Raw genomic sequence first — 16362 nt, 5'->3', positions numbered from 1 at the left:
CGTCAGACGTCGTGGAAGGAGAGGGCCTTGTCGACGCTCTCCCGGTTGAGGGGCTTGTTCATGTCGAGGGGCCAGCCGACGTCCTCGGCGGGAGGCTTGGGCGGGCGCTCCGCGGGGGCACTGCTGTTGGGCAGGCCGAACTGCTTCTCCACGCGGCCCAGGCGCTGGTGCTGCTCCTTCACGGAGCCCTCCAGCGCGCGGACGGCGTCGGTGAGCTTCGTCAGTCCTTCCATGACGCCGGAGGCGTCGGGGCTCGGCGCGGGCGGAGCCGGCTGAGGAGCCGGCGCGGGGCTTCCGGCCTTGGCGCGCGCCTCGACGTCCTCCTCGTCCTCGGAGTTGTCTTCGTCCTCTTCCAGGGCGTCGGCGAGCGCGCGCAGGTGCTGGGCCACCTCCACCACGCGCACGCCGTCGATGCCATCCGTGGAGGTCAACGCCTCGACGAGTGCCGTCACCGCTTCGAGGGCCTGTTGGGCTGCGGCGAGGACTGCGTCATCGGCCTTGGAGGTGTCCGAGGCGGCGTGGTTGTCGCCCTCGGCCTGCGAGGTGTCCTGGGGAGCGTCGTGCATGGTGTCTCCGTCTCGCTTCACGAGGAGGAAGCGGTGCTTGTTGGCGGCCCTGTCCACGAGGGACACCTCCTCCACCACCATGTCGACGAGGCGGTGGACGGACGCGGGGCCTTGGGTGGTGCTCGTCATGTGGCCTCCGGCTGGGAGTCAGCGGCAGGTGTGTCGGAAGGGGGCTGCTCGGTGGCGGGGGCGGCCTCGGGGAGACGGCGCGCGGTGCCGCCAATGCTGAAGCCCGTCAGTTGCCCGTCCTTCACACGCCCCCAGAGCTCGTCGGAGAGGACGCGCACGGCGAGCAGCCAGGTGCCCTTGCGTACCGGCACCTCGCCCAGGTTGAAGTCGACGGGGGCCAGGTAGCTCTCCAGCACCTTGACGTGCCCGTTGACGCGCATCTGGTGCATGAGGCCCAGGCCGCCGAACTCCTCCATGAAGCGGTGCGCGGCCTGGCGAATCTCCGCGGCGGAGTAGATGTCGCCCTGCGCGTCCACCGTCTCCGGCTCCAGGACGACACCCAGGACGTACCGCTCGTCGTCGGGCTCGACGCCCTTGAGGAGGGACGTCGTGGTGGCGAAGGGAGCGGTGCCGGGCGGCTCCTCCGGCTGCCAGTCGTCCACGGCGAAGTCGCCGTCACCTTCCAGCGCCTTCGCGGCGGGCTGGTAGTTGGAGACGAGGAGCTGCGTCAGCACGGAGGAGCCGCCCACACCGCGCATGGCCGCAATCGTGCGAGGCGTGCGGATCCGCTTCACGAGGAAGCCGGAGCCCTTCAGCATCCCGGGCAACTTCCCCCGGATGCCATACGTCATGAGCCAGCGGCCCTTGAGCGACTTGAGGACGGCATAGAAGCGCTCTTCGTCGAAGTCGCCCTCGCCGACGTCGACGTTGTAGCCAGGGTAGGGCGGGTCCAGGAAAAGGACGGTGTCCTTCCCGTCGTACTTGCGGACCACCTTCTCGTAGTCGCCGCCGTACACCTTCACGCGCTTTAGGCGCGGGGCGAACTGCTCGATGCGCGCGAGCGTCTTCGCCTCGACGCCCATGCCGTTGGGGCTGAAGCTGCGCCCACGCAGCTTCCCGTAGGAGAAGTGCGTCAGGTAGAGGAAGCGGTGCAGGCGCTCCACGTCGCCCTTGGGCTTGGCGTCGAAGAGACTCTTGAAGGTCTTCTCGTCGCCCACCCACGGCAGCTTCTTCAGCTTGGCGAAGCCCGCGGGTGTCAGCTTCTGGAGGAGGCGGTACGCGTCGGCGATTTCGGTGTCCGCGTCGTTGATGGCCTCGACGTCCGACGGGGCCTTTTCGAAGAGGACGGCGGCGCTACCGGCGAAGGGCTCCACATACGTCTTGTGCGCGGGCAGCATGGCCACCAGGCGCTTCGCCAGGCGCTTCTTGCCCGCAGGGCTTCCCCAGATGGTCTTCTCCACCGACTCGCCCTGGAGGGACTCCAGGACGTGCCGGGCTCGGGCGAGGGTCTTCGTGAGGGCGTTACCCATCCTGGAGGCCCTCCGGGTCGAAGCCCCACGTCAGCTCTCCGGAGGTGGGGAGATTGAGGTCGCGGGGCCAGACGACGGGCGTCGCCTCGGCCTTGGCCGTGGAGGTCGACTCCTGCGTCGTCGCGTTGCCTTCCGGCGTCGGAGGTGAGGTGGGGGGCGGTGTCGAGGTGGCCTGCATGGCGTTTCGTCTCCGAAAGAGACAAAGGCCCGCGGCGCGAAATCGGGGACATCACTAAGTGACGGCGAGCGTCGTGGTGCGGCAGAGGCCGTGGTACGGCGGGAAGCCCACGCCCGCTTCCGCGAGCTGCTTGTCCGAAGCGAGGGAGCGAAACTCGCCGTCGTCGTCGTGGGTGTGGGCGGCGGAGCAATACGGCTACGCGCTGCGGCAGGCTTTCGTGCTCCTGCAATCGAGCGGCCTCGGTCTGTTCTGACTTCGCATGAGGCTAAATAGACTCTGCGGCGGAGCAGTCAACCTGCTGCTGTAAGAGGGTATCGTGGGCATGTCACTGTAGGGCGAGGAGGACCTGTGCAGAAAGTCGCCGCATACCTGCTTGAACGAACTGAGACGCTTCAGGGGCTTGACGCAAGAAGAGCTGAAGGCGAACGGATCCGCGCTGTCGTTGAGGCTTGGCTTAATAAAGAGAAGGGGGCCTCTTCATCGTCAGAGAGTGGCGCCTACGCCGCGTTGGATGGCAGCGACGCCAGGTACCGAGTGCTGGCGGAAAGTAGTGGCGATCGCTCGTGGACAATGTTCGAGCTGACCGAGGTCACAGCGGATGGTCGAAGATTCGTTGCCAGCGTTTCCGTTACTGTGGGGCAGAAGAGCGTCGTTCTGTTCGTGACCCTAGAAGTCGGCTTGACCGCTACGCAGGTCAACCGAATCTATGCTGATCCTCGGTGCCCCAAAGTTGTCCGCAAGTTACTCGCCGAGCCGGGTACGTGGCATCATGACAAGTCGCGCCTGCGGGGAGGCATCTCCAATGCGGAAGGGTTTGATGAGGGCGAGGCGCTCGCTCTCGAGATTCAGAATGCTGAGCGCAGCATCCCGTTCGTAGTGGTGTCGGCCCTTGATGGCGCTCCGGTTCTGAGAGGCCTCGATACCGCTTTGGCCTACGATCTCGCGGGCTTGGCGAACGTGTACTCTGTGGACGAAGCGGCATCCTGGGCGCTCACCGATACTTTGAAGAGGCCGTTCTCCTGCCACTCAGGCGCGATTCGAATCTACTGGCCACGATTCTCGTCCCAGGACGATCCATATAGGCATCAGATGTGGACCGCATTGAGGCTTCGCAGGTTGGATGGCGATGACCAACGTGCTCTTGAGCGCATTCGTGGCCAAGTTCGAAAACTCATCATGATGGCGTCCGCAGCGAGTGTGGTTCGCCCAAGAGAGATCGACGACATTCGAAGCGCTGCCGCCCGCTCTGAGTACGCCGCGCTCAAGGAGAAGGCTAGCTCACTAGAAGATTTCAAATCGCTCGCAGACTCGTATGCCGATGATAACGACTCGCTTCGCCGAGCACTCGCGGAGCGGAGTTCCGAGTTAGAGCAACTTCGCGGTGAGGTTTCCCGCCTTGAAGCTGAAAAGCAGGGGCTGTTGTTTCATCTCGGTCGGGCGAAGCCGCCCTCCGAAGAGAACGATGGTGACATTGAGATTGAGCCGGACCTGCCTGAGCAGGACGATGAGGATGTCCGCCCGCCCAATTCGGGCGAAGTTCGTTTCTACAAGAAGAAGTACTCGGCCCCAACGCACGACGTGTTCATTCGAGTGAGCGACTGTGGGCATAACACGTGGCAGGGCGCTACGAAGGCGGACAAGGCGAAGAAGGGAATCGCTAGGATGGAGGGTGACAAACAGGACTGGAGGACCGTGCAGCATTGTAGCAACTGCACTGGTGGCGGAATGTGGCGTGTTCAATGGTGACACGTGCTTACACGACGGCCAGTGTCGTGGTACGGCAGAGCCCGTGGTACGGCGGGAAGCCCACGCCCGCGTCAGCGAGCTGCCTGTCCGAGGCGAGGGCGCGGAACTCGCCGACGTCGTGGCGGGTGCCGGCGGCGGAGCGGAGCACTTCGGCCAGGCGCGTCTCCTGGCCTCCTCGGTTGACGTAGAGGAGCGCGCGCCCCGTGTCCGCGTCGAGGCGCTCCCTCACCCAGGGCAGCTCCTGCTTCACATCCTCCGGGCGCTCAAGGGACTCCAGGCGCTCGAAGCGCTGGAGGGCCTCGCCCACGGAGAATGTCCTCCCATGGAGGAAGCGGCACACCTGGGTGGTGGCCTCGTCGAGGACGGCCTCAATGCGGTAGCGGCGGATGCCGGCCTCGGCGTAGCTGCTCATCTGGGCGAAGGAGCGTCCCTGGCCGATGAAGTGGCTCGCCACCACCTCCCAGTAGAAGGGGGCCCGCTCGATGAGCGCGCCGCGCGCGGCCCGCTCCAACGACTCGGCGATGTCGTTTCGCCCCAGGCCCGCCTCCAGCCCCTCGGCCACGAGACGTCGGGCCTCTGCGCCGAAGGTGTCCAGCCTGCGCCCGTACTCGTCCCGCACGAAGTCGCCCTGGGTGCGGACGATGTGTTGGGCCACGCGCCTGTCGACGGCGTTGAAGCGGGCGGCGAGGGCGAGGCCCTGCTCTCGCCGGGCGTGGCTGCGGGTGGAGGCCACCACCTCGTCGGCTGCGTCGCCGAGGGGCGCCTGGATGCGGGAAGGGATGACGGCCGTCCGCCGGCCAGCGGCCTCCAGGGACTGGGCGACGAGGCGCGTGCGCTGGGCCGCCGTCGTCTTCCTCCAGTCCACGTCGAGGACGGCCACCGCCTCTCGCATGGCGTCCACGTCCGCGCGCCCGACGGCGCGGCGCAGGCGCGCGGCAAGCAGGGCTACGGCGCGGTCCATGCCCGCAGCGGTGCCAACGTCCAGGGCCTTGGCCACCGGCAGCCGGAGGACGTCCCCCAGCAGGGCTTCCGCTACCTCGCGTGCCTCGTGCAGGAGGAGGAGGCCGTCAGCGGGAGCCGTGCACATGGGGGGCCTCCTGCGTCACCAGTTCCAGGGGACTGCGGCGTCTGGCGCGCACCTCGACGCCAGCCGGAGTGGGGGAGAAGACGACGTCGTGGCTGGCCGCGCACCTGTCACACAGCGCAAAAACGAGGAGGCCGTTGCGCCACAGCGTCGTCGTCTCCTCCAAGGGGCCACGCCTGCGGCACATGCGGCACTCCAGGACTCCGCGCTCGGCGTCGGCCTGGGCCTGGAGCACCCACGCGCGCTGAAGCTGCTCAGGCGTCATGTGGGCTGCCCCGAGAACCAGGTGTCGAACTCCTCGCGGGGGACGGGGACGTGCTCGGTGTCCATGTACCTGCGGGCCAGCGCCAGGCGTCCTTGGGCCAGGCGCTCCTCCTCCGCACGAAACTCTTCTCTCAGCCCCAAGAGGCGTTTCGCCTCGCCCAGCAGCGAGCCTTTGTCCTTCTGGGGCTTCAAGTCTTCGACGCCCGTCTGGATGCCCGCCAGCGTGAGGGTGATGGGGCGCTTCACCCAGTCGTCCCCAATCTTGCGGAATTCGCGGTGGAAGATGTCGCCGGCCAGTTGGCGGCCCTCCTCGGGAGTCAGCACACCCACGCGGACCAGGCGCTCCACCATCTCCGTCATGCGCTCCGGGTCTCTCGTGGCCGTCGTCTGCGACCTGAAGCGCCAGAAGCGCACGCCCATGTCCGCGAGCACCTTGCGGTTGAGGAGGAAGTCGAACTCGTCTCTTTCGGGCTGGAAGACCTGATCCTCAGCGAAGCGCAACTGGGCCTCGGCCACCGAGCGGTTGAAGTCCCGTCCATCACCGCGCAGCAGCGGCGGCAGGCGGAAGGCGCTGCCCACCTTGTCGATGTTGCGCTGGTCGTACTGCTGGAAGAGGGCGTCCTGCTGCTGGGCGTCCGTCAGGGGGCGCAGCTCAATCTTCGCGCGGCCTCCGTCGCCGGTGCCGGCACCGTCCGCCTCGAGGATGAGGATCTTGTGGAAGTTCGCCTTCCCCTTCAGGTTCTCCTCGATGAAGCGCTCGATGCGCGGCACCGAGGCGTCGGAGAGCCTTCCTCCGGAGACGAGAAGGGCCAGGGGCGGGACGGACTTGTTGTTGAAGTAGAGGTAGTTGACCTCCTCCATCTGCCGGGAGCCGAGGACGGACAGCAGGGTGCCCACCCAGCGAGGAATGCCGTAGGGCGAGCGCGGCGAGTGGATGGCGAAGTGGATGAGCTCCGTGGCGGGGCCGTCCGAGGCGTCCGCGGCCTTGAGGGTGGTGACGTCCGGGAAGACGCGGCCGGTGAGGCGGGAGATGACGCGTGAATCCCCGAAGGACTTGAAGTACACCCGCTCGCTGCCCTGCACTTGGATGTAGCGGCGCAGGCGCCGACGGGTGCTCACCGTGTCGAAGCTGACGGCGGAGATGCGGACGCGCTCGCGCACCTCGACGGCCTCCTTGTCGAGAGGGAGGAGCCGCACCGTGTACGAGGGCACGTAGACGAAGCGGGCGATGTCGCCCTTCCCGTCGCGCAGTACCTCCCAGTAGGCGTTGCCCGTCACCTCCAAGTCATGGCGGGTGCGGCGACGCAACTCGACGAAGCTGGAGTCGAAGCAACAGAAGTCGAAGAAGGACTCCAGGCGGGCCTTCTCGACTCGGGCCTGCTGGCGCACCTCCTCCGCATGCGCAGCGACTTCCTCGTCCGTGGGGCGCAGGGGTGTGGCCGAAGGCAGCGTGCCGGCGTCACGCGCGGCCAGGCGCTCCAGGGCCATGGCGTCGGCCACCTTCTCCCGGGCCCCATCGGCGTCGAAATCGATGGCCGGCTCGAACCGGAAGCCGAAGCCGTCGATGTTCGTCGCGTAGGCGTCGACGTTCTGCCTCAACGAGTTGGAGTGCTCGACGAGGAGGCAGAGGGCCTCCGGCTCATACGGGGGCTGGAGGGCGCCGGCCTCGCTGAAGGCCAAGGCGTCCTCGCCTCCGGGGCGGCTGGCGGGCTCGTCGACGCGGTCGCCCACCACCACCGCCTTCAGGATGGACTGGAGGCGTTCCTCGGCCTGGTGGACTTCGGCGGGCACCGTCACGGACGGTCCTCCACGTAAGCCAGGAGGCCCGTGGGGGTGTGCGAGACGGCGCGCACGCGCTGGCCGCGGGCCGCCAGCTCGGCGTGGACTGCCTCCAGCAATCCGTCGTGGGTGGAGGCCTCGACGGTGAACTCCGGCCCGGGGTGTGGAGCGCCCGAAGGAGAGGATAGGACGAAGACTCGGACGACGCTCTGCACACGGACCTCCCGCACCAAGTGGAGGCAAGGCGCGCGGTGGGAGGGGCGCCCTCGATGTGCGAGGGCGTTGGGGCCGCGCGCCTCACCTCCAGTGAGGACAAAGGCTTCGGGCCCAATTTCGGGGACATCGGGTGTGCGTCCTTTGCGGTTGTGTCGAGACGAGCTGCGTCACACAGGGACGGCTCCCAATTCGGCGCGAGCTGCCGGAGAGCACTGCACCCGATTGAGTGGCTCACCGACAACGGGCCGGCCTGCACGGCCCGCGAGACGCGCGAATTCGGGGCCAGACTGGGGCTGCTCATCCGCACCCCGCCAACCTACTCGCCCGAGAGCAACGGCACGGCCGAGCCCTTCGTGAAGAGCTTCAAGTGCGATTACGTCTACCAGGCTCGCCTGGACAGCGCCGAGGTGGTCCTCGAGCAAATGCCCCACTGGTTCAACGACTACAACACCGTGCATCACCGTGCATCAGCACAAAGAGCTAAAGATGAGCTCTCCGCATGAGTTCCGGCTCGCGAATTCACTCCACTGATAATGTCCGATTTGAGGGGGGGGAACTCCAGTGGCTAGGCGTGAGGAATATTGCCCGACTGATTCGATCGAAGATGATTGTTCATGCTTGCGGCATTTTCGATGTCAGTCGAGAAACGATCCATCCCAGAAATGACGAAGTCTAGATAGCCCTGAACTTCTTTTAGAGTGGGAGTGACAAGGGTCCCGTGGGCGATATCGCAACGCGAAAGGAACATGTCGTCCATAAGTCCCTTGAAAGGAATCCAATGTGCCAAGTCGATGCCGACGGTGGTGCAAAGGTTCTCAAAAACCTCCCAGTTGAGGTTTGATTCTGTGTCGATGACGCCATCGCTCGGTAGAGTGATTGAGTCATGTAGTTCGTCAACAAGTCGCTTAATTACGACTAGATGTGGCCATATACGCTTTGTTGCAGTTGCGGCGGTTGTGACATTGGGACGACACGCTATGGCCTGGAAATGCGGCTTGAGAATCGAGAGTGATACTGTTTTTCGTGCAACATATGCTACGTAGGCGGACGCAGCGTCCTTCGCAAAGCCTTCCCAGTGGGCATAGGCGAATACCGGCGCAGTGCGTAACTCCAAGTTGGTCCGCCCTGGGTCAGTTGACGGTAGTCGGTTGCGAATGGAGACTAGCTCTTGTTTGCGCCGTTGCCGAGATTGGGCCAAAAACTCGACAAGTTCATTGAGATTGCGGATTTTCATCTCTAGAGCCATCCGCGCCCGTACTCTACTGTCTTGGGGATTCGCGTTGATGCGCGTACTCCGCTCCCTGCGTGCTGTGTTAGCGCTGCATCGTACCAAAGTTCCTTATGGGCCACGGTCAGTGCGCCTGAGTTCGGGAGTTGCTTGCCCAAAAGGATTTGATGCCCCAGTCCAGCGGCGACCACTTCGAACAAGGAAATGAGCATTGCGCCGGTGTATTTTGAGCGCGCCTTGTCGAACCGGCGGAATGCATCTGAATTTAAGTGTGTCGAAAGGAAGTTGAACACGAGCTCAAAGGCGCTCTCGTTGGCGGTTTGGTTGAAGCTGGGATCTTGAGCGTATTCGAGAATCTTGCTTGTTAAAAAAGAGCCAAGCTCGTCAATTGCACTCAGTTCGGCGCTAGTGGCATTGCTCAGGACAATGAAGCGAACGACCAGTTCAAGATCGAAAGCCTCATCCAAAGCACGATCCGTCAACGGAACGCACGCCCTGAAATGGTCACGGGCACCAAGCTCTCTTATCCAGGTGAAGAAATCTCGGTTCGTCATCAGCAGAAGGCAATTGCGCACCTCTTGATCTGTGGCTTTCGCTCCCCCTGTATTGAGGCGCTGAAAGATCTCATATTTAGCCAAGTCCCCACTCGTACTTTTGATGATGTTTACATCGAGTCGAGCGCGCTTGATGCGAATTTTCGCAGACTCAGGAAGTTCCTGGGTCGGATTAGTGCTTTTCCAGGCCGCACCTTTTAGCTCGCTAAGGTAATGGGTTCGAGACAACTCGAGGGGGGGATAGAAAGTGCCATCCTCCTTCTTGAGTTCGCCCATTACCTGCAGAACCGTACTGAGCCGTTGTAGTCCATCGATTACGTCCCACTTCGAGTCGCTGCGCTCTGTAACGAAGATAGGGGGGACCGGAATTCCTAGAAGTAGTGACTCTATGAATCTGGATTTCTGCTCAGGCGTCCAGCGGAAGAAACGCTGAAACTCAGGATGTAAATCCAATTCGCCATCTCGGTACATCGACACCAATTCGCCGATGGACATGGAGTATGATGTTGTTGATACTTTTGCGGCGTGGGTGTTGATCTGTTCTTCGAGAGACATGTGTAGTCCACCTTTGTGGCGAGCATACTCGCCCGAGTACCAATAGCCTGCAAGTCCCCGTTTGGTGTGGCCCCCAGCTCGCACGGCCAGTTCTCCAACGCATAGGGCCGCCTAGGGATGGACGCGAAGACACTCGAAGAGGGAGTCATCCCGCCGGCCCGCCCCGAGCGTCGTCGGCGATTCCGCGCCGAGGAGAATCAATGGTCCCTGGCGCAGGCGGAGATGGCTGGACAGAGCATCTCCTCGAGGGCTCGTCGCTATGGAATGTCGGCGAGCATGTTGTTCCGCTGGATGCGACTGTCGGAGGAAGGGAGATGTCCAGGATAGCAGATGAGGCGGTAGTTCCGGTGTCCGCGGTGGATTGACTGCAGGCCCAGGACCGGGAGCTGGAGAACGAGATTCTAAAGGCGGCGTTGAAGTTGGCACGCCCCAAGCGGACCTCGCCACCTGCCTTGCCGCCCAAGGGCGGCACATGGTGAAGGCCGAGGCCCTGGGCGTCGCCAGCAACTCCGGGTGGCAGTCCTCCACCGCGGAAGCACATAGACGGCCTGGTCACTATCTCAATCGCTCCGATGAGGCGCTGCTGCCGCGGATTCGCCCCGTCACCGACGCGCGGGCCAGCTATGGCGACCGTCGCATCACGGCCCTGGTGAACCGGCAGCTTTTCTCCGAGGGGCAGCCAAGGGTGAATGCCAAACGCATGTACCGAGGTGATGGAGGCTGCCGGCCTCTGGCACGCCGGAATAGGAACGCGCACCCGCGAGGATACGATGGCCCCTCTCAAGAGTCACCTACGATGGTGCTCGGACGCTTTCGAGATTCGCTGGTGGATCGGCGAGCGCGTCACGGTTGTCTTCGCGCTGGCCTGCTGCGATCGCGAGGCTATGCGCTTCGTCGCTACCACCGGAGGCTGCCTCACCGGCGAACTGGTGCGTGACATGATAGCCGAGATGCTAGAGCACCGCTTCGGTGCAGGCGTGCTCTGTGGGAGTAGCCCAGTGCTGAAGATATGCTTCCTGCGCGAGTTCTGACTAGCGACTTCAACCCGCCGACCGTGTCCGATTTGACGGAAGCAACTCCACAGGGCTTGAGGCTAGCTCCGGGGCTGCAGAGCGCACTGCAGCGAATGTGGCACGAACTGATGTGTTTTGATGTGCTGTGTTGTGGGCGGTTGGCCGAGTCTGGCTGCTTTGCTCACGGCCGCTGCTTTCCATCAGCCAATGACCGTCATTCCAATCTCTCCGTTGCTCCTGCGCTCCGGTGCTCGCTCGCGCTGGCAGGCAAGGACCACGGCCCAGAACTTGTCCGCGTGCCCGCGGTTGGTGCGCTCGGCGTCGAAGGACACCTGCGTCGTTGTGGGCAATCACTGGGCGACGGACAAGGTGCTGGTGCTGGAGGCCAACGCCGCCTACGGGTTCGATGGCGTCGGCTACCGCGGCCTCGGCAGCCTGCGGGACGTCGGCTTCCGACCGCCTGGACTGGTGGACCCGGAGTGAGGTGTGGCTGTTGCGCCGCGTCTGCTCGACGCCCCCTCTTCCGGAGGCAGGCCTGGCTGCAGGTCAAGGACCACTCAGCAGTGGTGTCAAGGGAGCGGTCCGTTGAATCCGATTGATTGCGTACCACACTGGATTGGGTGAGCCCTGAGCTCGTCTTCGCTCGACACGGGGGACTAGTGAGTGCGCATGAAGAGAGATGGTTATTGGGGTCTTACTTCCAATACGGTTCGGCAGATCTTTTCTATCGTAGCTACCGCCGTGTCAAGCATGGGGGTGATGATGTCTTTGCTTGCGTGTGAGCGCCAAATCGTGGCTTTAAATTCCTTGATATACTCCGGAGCTGTTGGACTGCGTCGCTCAAGGCGAAGCGCGTTTTCTTCTTCCAGAAGGATTTCTGTTGCAGTGAATATTTCGCTATGGGCGGCTCTAAGCAGGTCAAATGGTTGCGCTGCCTCAGTCCCGAATAAGGCCATGAAGCGATACCGACGTGCATGGAGATCGGCGAAGAATGAGTTGTTTTTCGTGAGTCTTTCGAATGGCGCATAAATCGCATTGAGATGTTCTGCGTCGCTCTTGGACTCGTTATCGTCCTGCGGACGAGTAGCGCCTTCTCCTGGGAATGAGCCAGGGGAGCGTGCCGCCATGAATAGGTCACGCGCCCTGTAAAAGTCAGAGAGAACTTGTTCGGCGAGTTCCGTTTGCCGTTTCCAGTCAGCGAGTGCGCGGTCCAATTCTAGTTTCTTTTCTGCAAGAGCGATGTCGGATCGGAATTTGTTCTCGATTTGATTGCGTTCGAAGGTGAGTCGCTCTGTGTGGATTAATTTTGTTGTGCGTAGGGACAGTAGTAGTGCGATGACGGATATGGTGCCTGAGATTGCGGCGGCGATGACGGCGGGGCCAAGGAGTGATGTGAGGTTGTTCATGTGTCTGAGATGCAGGGGGGGCGTCAAGGTGAGGAGGGGGCCATGTTGCTCTGTGACGATAGTAGCCTTGCAGACCCAGTGTTTCTGCGCTAGCCGATGACGCGCACGCCGATCTCCCCAGTTCCTGGTCGCTCAGGTGCTCGCTCGCGCTGGCAGGCCAGCGCCACGGCCCAGAACTTGTCCGCGTGCCCGCGGTTGGTGCGCTCGGCGTCGAAGGACACCTTCCCGGAAGGGAGCACCCGCCGCTTGATGGAGTGAATCTGCCCGACAAGCTCACGCTCTCGCGGCAGGGTGACGTCCCTTCGCTGGAGCAGAATCTTGAAATCGGTCGCCCAGCGCTCCTTGGACTCGTTCGTGAAGTTCTCCGCCACCACCTGGGGGAAGTCCCGAACGAGGTTTTCCGCGAGGTTCATGCCGATGCCACTCCGGTCGACGGACAGGCGCGCCATGGGGAGGACGGAGAGGAGGCGGCGCAGGTGGGCCTCCTGCTCCGCGAAGGGCACGCCTTCGAAGCTGCGCAGCATGCGGCATGTGAAGCGGCCCGCCACCTCTTCGAAGACGGCCAGCTCGGACCTGTCTCGGGTGCGGCCCACGTCGAAGCCCGCGACCAAGCGCCCCTGGGGCACGGGCACGTCGGAGGCATCCTGGGCCAGCGGCAGCTCGTCGGTGGTGCACGGGAGGATGAGCTCGTAGGGGAGGAAGCTGTAGGACTCGTCGACGTAAAAGGCATTCGAACTCCTGCTGGAAGTCCTCCTGCGGCAGGGAGTCGAACTGCTCCACCAGCACGGGGCGCCCGAAGCGCGTGACGCGCTCCTCGGTAGGCATGAGCGGCGCCTCCGCGGCAGCGCGCCTCACGTCCAGGCTGAAGAATCGGCACAGCCACCAGGGCACCTGCTGGCGCGTGTGGTGCGGGTACTTGCGCAGCTCCTGCGAGGCGATTTCCCAGAAAATGCCGCGCCGGCCCAGCGGAGTGCTGCATCCCGTCAGCTGCCCATGGGAGCGGAGGATGAGGGCGGTGCTGCCGGTGTAGACCTCGCGGTCGTTCACGTAATGCGCCAGCTCATCGAGGTACGCGTCGCCACGCTTTCCGCGCGGAGGCTTGGAGGGCACGCTGATGATGCGCGAGAGGCGGCGGCCCTTGGCGTTGGACTCGAAGGCCAGCTCCGTCTTCGCATCCGTCACGAGCTTCTTCTGGAAGGCGAGCGGTAGCTCCTCGTACACCTGCCGGGCGATGAGTACCTTCTCCACGGCGTCGCTGAGGTTGTACGAGACGAACACCGCCGTGTGGCCGTCGCGCAGGTGGCAGCGCGCGAGAGCCTCGAGGGCGAAGAGGAAGGAGAAGCCCACCTGGCGGCTCTTCGCCACCCAGCGGAAGCGGGAGCGGTTGTCCAGCAGCGCCTGCTGGTAGGGCTCCAGCACCACGGGCTCGCTGTCGTAGTGGCACAGGCCAGAGATGAATCCCGACTCGGTGGCGAGCCACTGGGTGAGGTCGTCCTCGGTGCGTTTGACGATACTGAGCGTCACGCCATCCTCCCTGCTTGTGTCGTTGCTTTCTCGCGGCACCAGAGCGTGCATGGCCGCGTCCACTTCACGACGGAGTTGCCATGTCTGCCTATGCCGCTGTCGCCCGCCCACCTCGCACCCTCACGCAGAAGGAGGTGGTGCTCCTGCTGCGCGCCACGGGGGAGCACAAGGAGGGATTCAGGGACCACTGCCTCTACAGCCTCGCGCTGGCCTCGGGCCTGCGTGAGCACGAGCTGGTGGCCCTCAACATCGGTGACATCTTCGACGAGCGCGGGCGCGCACGCCGGCACGTGCTGCTGCACGTCTTCAAGGGCTGCCGCCGGCACCCGCGCCCCCAGGAGGTTGTCCTCTCGGACACGGTGCGCGCGAAGCTGGAGAAGCTGCTGCGGCTGAAGCGCTCGCAGGGGCACGACGTGGGGCCCCAGGCACCGCTCTTCCTGAGCCGCCTGGGATTGCGCCTGTCCACGCGGCAGGTGCGCCACGGCTTCGGAGTCTGGCAGCAACGCGCGGGCCTGGAGAGGCACCTCAACTTCCACGCCGTGCGCCACACCGCGTGCACCGGGGTGTACCGGAGGACGAAGGACATCCGCCTCACTCAGCGGTTCGCGCGCCAGCGCAGCATCGACTCCACGGTCATCTACACGCACCCCTCGGACGACGAGCTGGTGCGCGTGACGCAGGACTTGCCCTGCTGATGGGGAATGCCGCCTCCGCGCTGAGCACCCGCGAGAGCCCCTGGTTGGGCCGGGGTGCCGCGCGGAGGCGGTGAGGGTCGGACGTACGCAACGCTCGCGCAGGCCGGCCCAGGCGCAGCCGCAGCAGCCGCAGCCGGGGAAAGTGAACAGCGCGAGGCGTTCACTTACCGGGCTGAAATGATCAGTCGCGGGGTGTTCACTTTTTTGGGGCTGACTCTCTCGAAAAGGGCCCCAGGTACACGCCCCGGCGGCGCACGCCGCACGAAAGATCGCACCCCCCCCCACACTGGCGTCAGGGGTAGGCGGGGTAGGCGTGCTGGCGGCATCGGTAGGCATGGTTGCGCCCGGCCTGGGCAGGCGGTGAAGGTGACTGCGGAGGAGCTGGGCCGCGCGACGGGCGGCAGGAGGCGGCAACCTGCGGAAAGCGGCCATTGGCCTCGGCGCTTCGGCCCCTCACGAGGGCTCGTAAGCGCGCGAAACAGCGTGGGGGCAGTGACGCCGAATGGCCGCCTTTACCCATTTTCGGCCATCCGGCTCGGCCCTGGTAACGGCACGCGTGCCCAGGTGCGCGCGAGGCGGGGAGCTGGTGCTTCGAGGGCGACGTTGGGCGGCGTGGGGCTCACGGAGAGGACAAAGGCCTGCGGCCCGAAGCACGCGGGGACACGCGCGCACGAACGGGGCGCCACGCGGCGAAGGCGTTGGCGCGCGGGGCTGAACCGGGGACGCGCGCCAGGTGGGCCACGTGGCGGCCAGCGGGGCTCAGCGGGGAGTAGGTGGCTGGGCCGGGGAAGTGAACGGCGCGCAGGAGTCCGGCCAGCTGGACGGAGTGTGCTTCCGGGCACGATTTGTGGCCCGGACTCGTACCGCGGTGCTCGAGCACCTGGTGGCTCGACGCCCTAACGCCGCGAAACTACGAGACCTGTGGTGCCAGGCGTGCGCATCCGCGTGCCAGGCAGGTGCTCCGCGGCAAAGTGACCAGGCGCGGCCTGGCCCAGCGAAAGTGAACGGCGAAACTGAACGCGAAAGTGTCCGCGTTCACTTACCGGAGGGCGCTCTCAGACTGGGTCGGCGGGGGCTCCGACGTCCGTCGGAGGAGCCACGAGGGCGCCGTCCTTGGGGCTTTCCGGGGAGGCTGTGTCGAGGTCCTCGTCGTCACCTCCGCGTCTACCTCGCCGCGCTCAACGCGCGACACCTCGGTGGGCCATGCAGAGACTGGTCGATCCGCGTCGCCGTCGGCTACCTCGGAACGGGACTCACTCTATGACTCCAAGGCGCTTGAGCCGTTTCGAGACGCTCTTGGGCGTGCGCTGGAGTGCCTGCGCGATGCTTATCAACGGCACCTTTTGAGCGAAGAGGTCCTGCGCGAGGGAGTCCTCTTGATCCGTCCATGGCTGATAGGCGCGAGGATTATTTCGGCGCGAACTCGCGACAGGCCCTGCAGGCGAACGGTGCGTTTCTTCATGGGGATGCGCATCGCCATGATGGGGTGAGCTCTGCAGCTTTGGCGGTGACCCGGGAGCTATTCCGATGCTCCTAACCTCCGGCAAGGGTGCGTGACCGAACAAGTAGGGCGCCGAGCCTTCGACGCATTCCTTCACCATGGCTCGTCGCTCTGCATAAGCAACGGGGGCCTCGTGGACAGTGTAGAGGCTGCCCGTCTCGTACCCCTTTGCCATGGAACTGAAAACGAGATTCATTGACGTCTCGATGATTGCGGAGTCGCTCAGATACATCTTGAGGTGGAGCCAGGGCACTTGGCGAATGCTCACGCCGGCTGTCGACAACTTCTGTAGGGCCAAATGCCGCCTTTCGTTGAATGGCTGGTTCGCGCGGATGACAAGCGTGACACGAGCGCCGCGAGCGGGCGCCGCCATGAGAGCCTCGACCAGTCTCCCCCAGGGGTGAAAGTAGGGGCTGATGAGCACGATGCGGCTCTTGGCCAAACGGATGAGTTCGACAACAGCAGGGCCGATCCCCCTGGCCTCAAGTCGCTGCCCCTGTGCGCTGCGTTCCTGGTTCACGGGCGCAGAGCTTAGTACTGATCCATCGGAACCTCGCTGGTGCGAGCGGGGAGCG

Annotated in this window: 16 protein-coding genes and 2 pseudogenes; 6 read left to right on the top strand and 12 right to left on the bottom strand. The window is 64.4% G+C overall.

Features of this window, described 5'->3' with window-relative positions; genetic code table 11:
• Positions 1–2: 2 nt before the first annotated feature.
• The 4 genes and pseudogenes from D7Y13_RS07850 to D7Y13_RS48915 form a co-directional block, all read right to left on the bottom strand.
• Entirely contained in the window at positions 3–695 is a 693-nt protein-coding gene (locus D7Y13_RS07850; RefSeq protein ID WP_120582218.1) for a hypothetical protein, read from the bottom strand.
• Positions 692–2044 carry an XkdF-like putative serine protease domain-containing protein gene (locus D7Y13_RS07845; RefSeq protein ID WP_120582217.1) on the bottom strand — a complete coding sequence of 451 codons (1353 nt, stop codon included), beginning with the start codon at positions 2042–2044 and terminating at the stop codon, positions 692–694. The genes D7Y13_RS07850 and D7Y13_RS07845 overlap by 4 nt, the downstream gene beginning before the upstream one ends.
• Positions 2037–2222 (bottom strand): hypothetical protein, encoded by a 186-nt coding sequence (locus D7Y13_RS07840; protein WP_120582216.1) that lies wholly within the window; start codon positions 2220–2222, stop codon positions 2037–2039. Before D7Y13_RS07840 ends, D7Y13_RS07845 begins: the two co-directional genes overlap by 8 nt.
• Positions 2223–2276: 54 nt before the next feature.
• Positions 2277–2408: pseudogene (locus D7Y13_RS48915) on the bottom strand (head morphogenesis protein); the annotation flags it as partial.
• A gap of 162 nt (positions 2409–2570) precedes the next feature.
• On the opposite strand from D7Y13_RS48915, the gene D7Y13_RS45150 reads away from it, so the two are divergent.
• A complete protein-coding gene (locus D7Y13_RS45150; RefSeq protein ID WP_147444166.1) occupies positions 2571–3968 on the top strand; it encodes a hypothetical protein in 1398 nt (465 codons plus the stop codon).
• 7 nt (positions 3969–3975) lie between these two features.
• Here D7Y13_RS45150 and D7Y13_RS07825 read toward each other — a convergent pair whose 3' ends face one another.
• Genes D7Y13_RS07825 through D7Y13_RS07815 form a run of 3 tightly spaced genes read right to left on the bottom strand, consistent with a single transcriptional unit; the run spans position 3976 to position 7113 of the window.
• Positions 3976–5055, bottom strand: a complete 1080-nt coding sequence (locus D7Y13_RS07825; protein ID WP_120582214.1) for a head morphogenesis protein — start codon at positions 5053–5055, stop codon at positions 3976–3978.
• Positions 5036–5317, bottom strand: a complete 282-nt coding sequence (locus D7Y13_RS07820; protein ID WP_120582213.1) for a hypothetical protein — start codon at positions 5315–5317, stop codon at positions 5036–5038. Before D7Y13_RS07820 ends, D7Y13_RS07825 begins: the two co-directional genes overlap by 20 nt.
• Positions 5314–7113, bottom strand: a complete 1800-nt coding sequence (locus tag D7Y13_RS07815; RefSeq protein WP_233595272.1) for a phage portal protein — start codon at positions 7111–7113, stop codon at positions 5314–5316. The genes D7Y13_RS07820 and D7Y13_RS07815 overlap by 4 nt, the downstream gene beginning before the upstream one ends.
• Positions 7114–7517: 404 nt before the next feature.
• On the opposite strand from D7Y13_RS07815, the pseudogene D7Y13_RS47840 reads away from it, so the two are divergent.
• Positions 7518–7842, top strand: a pseudogene (locus D7Y13_RS47840) (integrase core domain-containing protein); the annotation flags it as partial.
• 34 nt (positions 7843–7876) lie between these two features.
• On the opposite strand, the gene D7Y13_RS45145 reads toward D7Y13_RS47840, so the two are convergent.
• Both D7Y13_RS45145 and D7Y13_RS07805 read right to left on the bottom strand, forming a co-directional pair.
• Positions 7877–8545, bottom strand: a complete 669-nt coding sequence (locus D7Y13_RS45145; RefSeq protein WP_147444165.1) for an MAE_28990/MAE_18760 family HEPN-like nuclease — start codon at positions 8543–8545, stop codon at positions 7877–7879.
• A gap of 2 nt (positions 8546–8547) precedes the next feature.
• Complete coding sequence (locus D7Y13_RS07805) at positions 8548–9648, bottom strand: DUF262 domain-containing protein (protein WP_199732659.1); 1101 nt, start codon at positions 9646–9648, stop codon at positions 8548–8550.
• A 770-nt stretch (positions 9649–10418) separates the two neighbouring features.
• On the opposite strand from D7Y13_RS07805, the gene D7Y13_RS07795 reads away from it, so the two are divergent.
• Entirely contained in the window at positions 10419–10679 is a 261-nt protein-coding gene (locus D7Y13_RS07795; RefSeq protein ID WP_147444164.1) for a hypothetical protein, read from the top strand.
• 270 nt (positions 10680–10949) lie between these two features.
• Positions 10950–11144: a hypothetical protein gene (locus D7Y13_RS47835; protein WP_233595271.1), complete on the top strand. Its 195-nt coding sequence runs from the start codon at positions 10950–10952 to the stop codon at positions 11142–11144.
• Positions 11145–11344: 200 nt separating this feature from the next.
• On the opposite strand, the gene D7Y13_RS45140 is transcribed toward D7Y13_RS47835, so the two are convergent.
• Both D7Y13_RS45140 and D7Y13_RS07785 read right to left on the bottom strand, forming a co-directional pair.
• Positions 11345–12067 (bottom strand): hypothetical protein, encoded by a 723-nt coding sequence (locus D7Y13_RS45140; RefSeq protein ID WP_147444163.1) that lies wholly within the window; start codon positions 12065–12067, stop codon positions 11345–11347.
• An 89-nt stretch (positions 12068–12156) separates the two neighbouring features.
• Positions 12157–12699, bottom strand: a complete 543-nt coding sequence (locus D7Y13_RS07785; RefSeq protein WP_233595270.1) for a phage terminase large subunit family protein — start codon at positions 12697–12699, stop codon at positions 12157–12159.
• 482 nt (positions 12700–13181) lie between these two features.
• On the opposite strand from D7Y13_RS07785, the gene D7Y13_RS07780 reads away from it, so the two are divergent.
• Both D7Y13_RS07780 and D7Y13_RS07775 read left to right on the top strand, forming a co-directional pair.
• Positions 13182–13475 carry a hypothetical protein gene (locus tag D7Y13_RS07780; protein WP_120582207.1) on the top strand — a complete coding sequence of 98 codons (294 nt, stop codon included), beginning with the start codon at positions 13182–13184 and terminating at the stop codon, positions 13473–13475.
• 196 nt (positions 13476–13671) lie between these two features.
• Entirely contained in the window at positions 13672–14286 is a 615-nt protein-coding gene (locus D7Y13_RS07775) for a tyrosine-type recombinase/integrase (protein ID WP_120582206.1), read from the top strand.
• Positions 14287–15539: 1253 nt separating this feature from the next.
• On the opposite strand, the gene D7Y13_RS07765 is transcribed toward D7Y13_RS07775, so the two are convergent.
• Positions 15540–16307 carry a phospholipase D family protein gene (locus D7Y13_RS07765; RefSeq protein WP_158620263.1) on the bottom strand — a complete coding sequence of 256 codons (768 nt, stop codon included), beginning with the start codon at positions 16305–16307 and terminating at the stop codon, positions 15540–15542.
• Positions 16308–16362: the final 55 nt, after the last annotated feature.

Origin of the sequence: Corallococcus praedator (genome assembly GCF_003612125.1) — a bacterium.
Classification (GTDB): domain Bacteria; phylum Myxococcota; class Myxococcia; order Myxococcales; family Myxococcaceae; genus Corallococcus; species Corallococcus praedator.
Note: the sequence above shows the minus strand (reverse complement) of the source record. Positions and strands in the feature narration are given on the sequence as shown.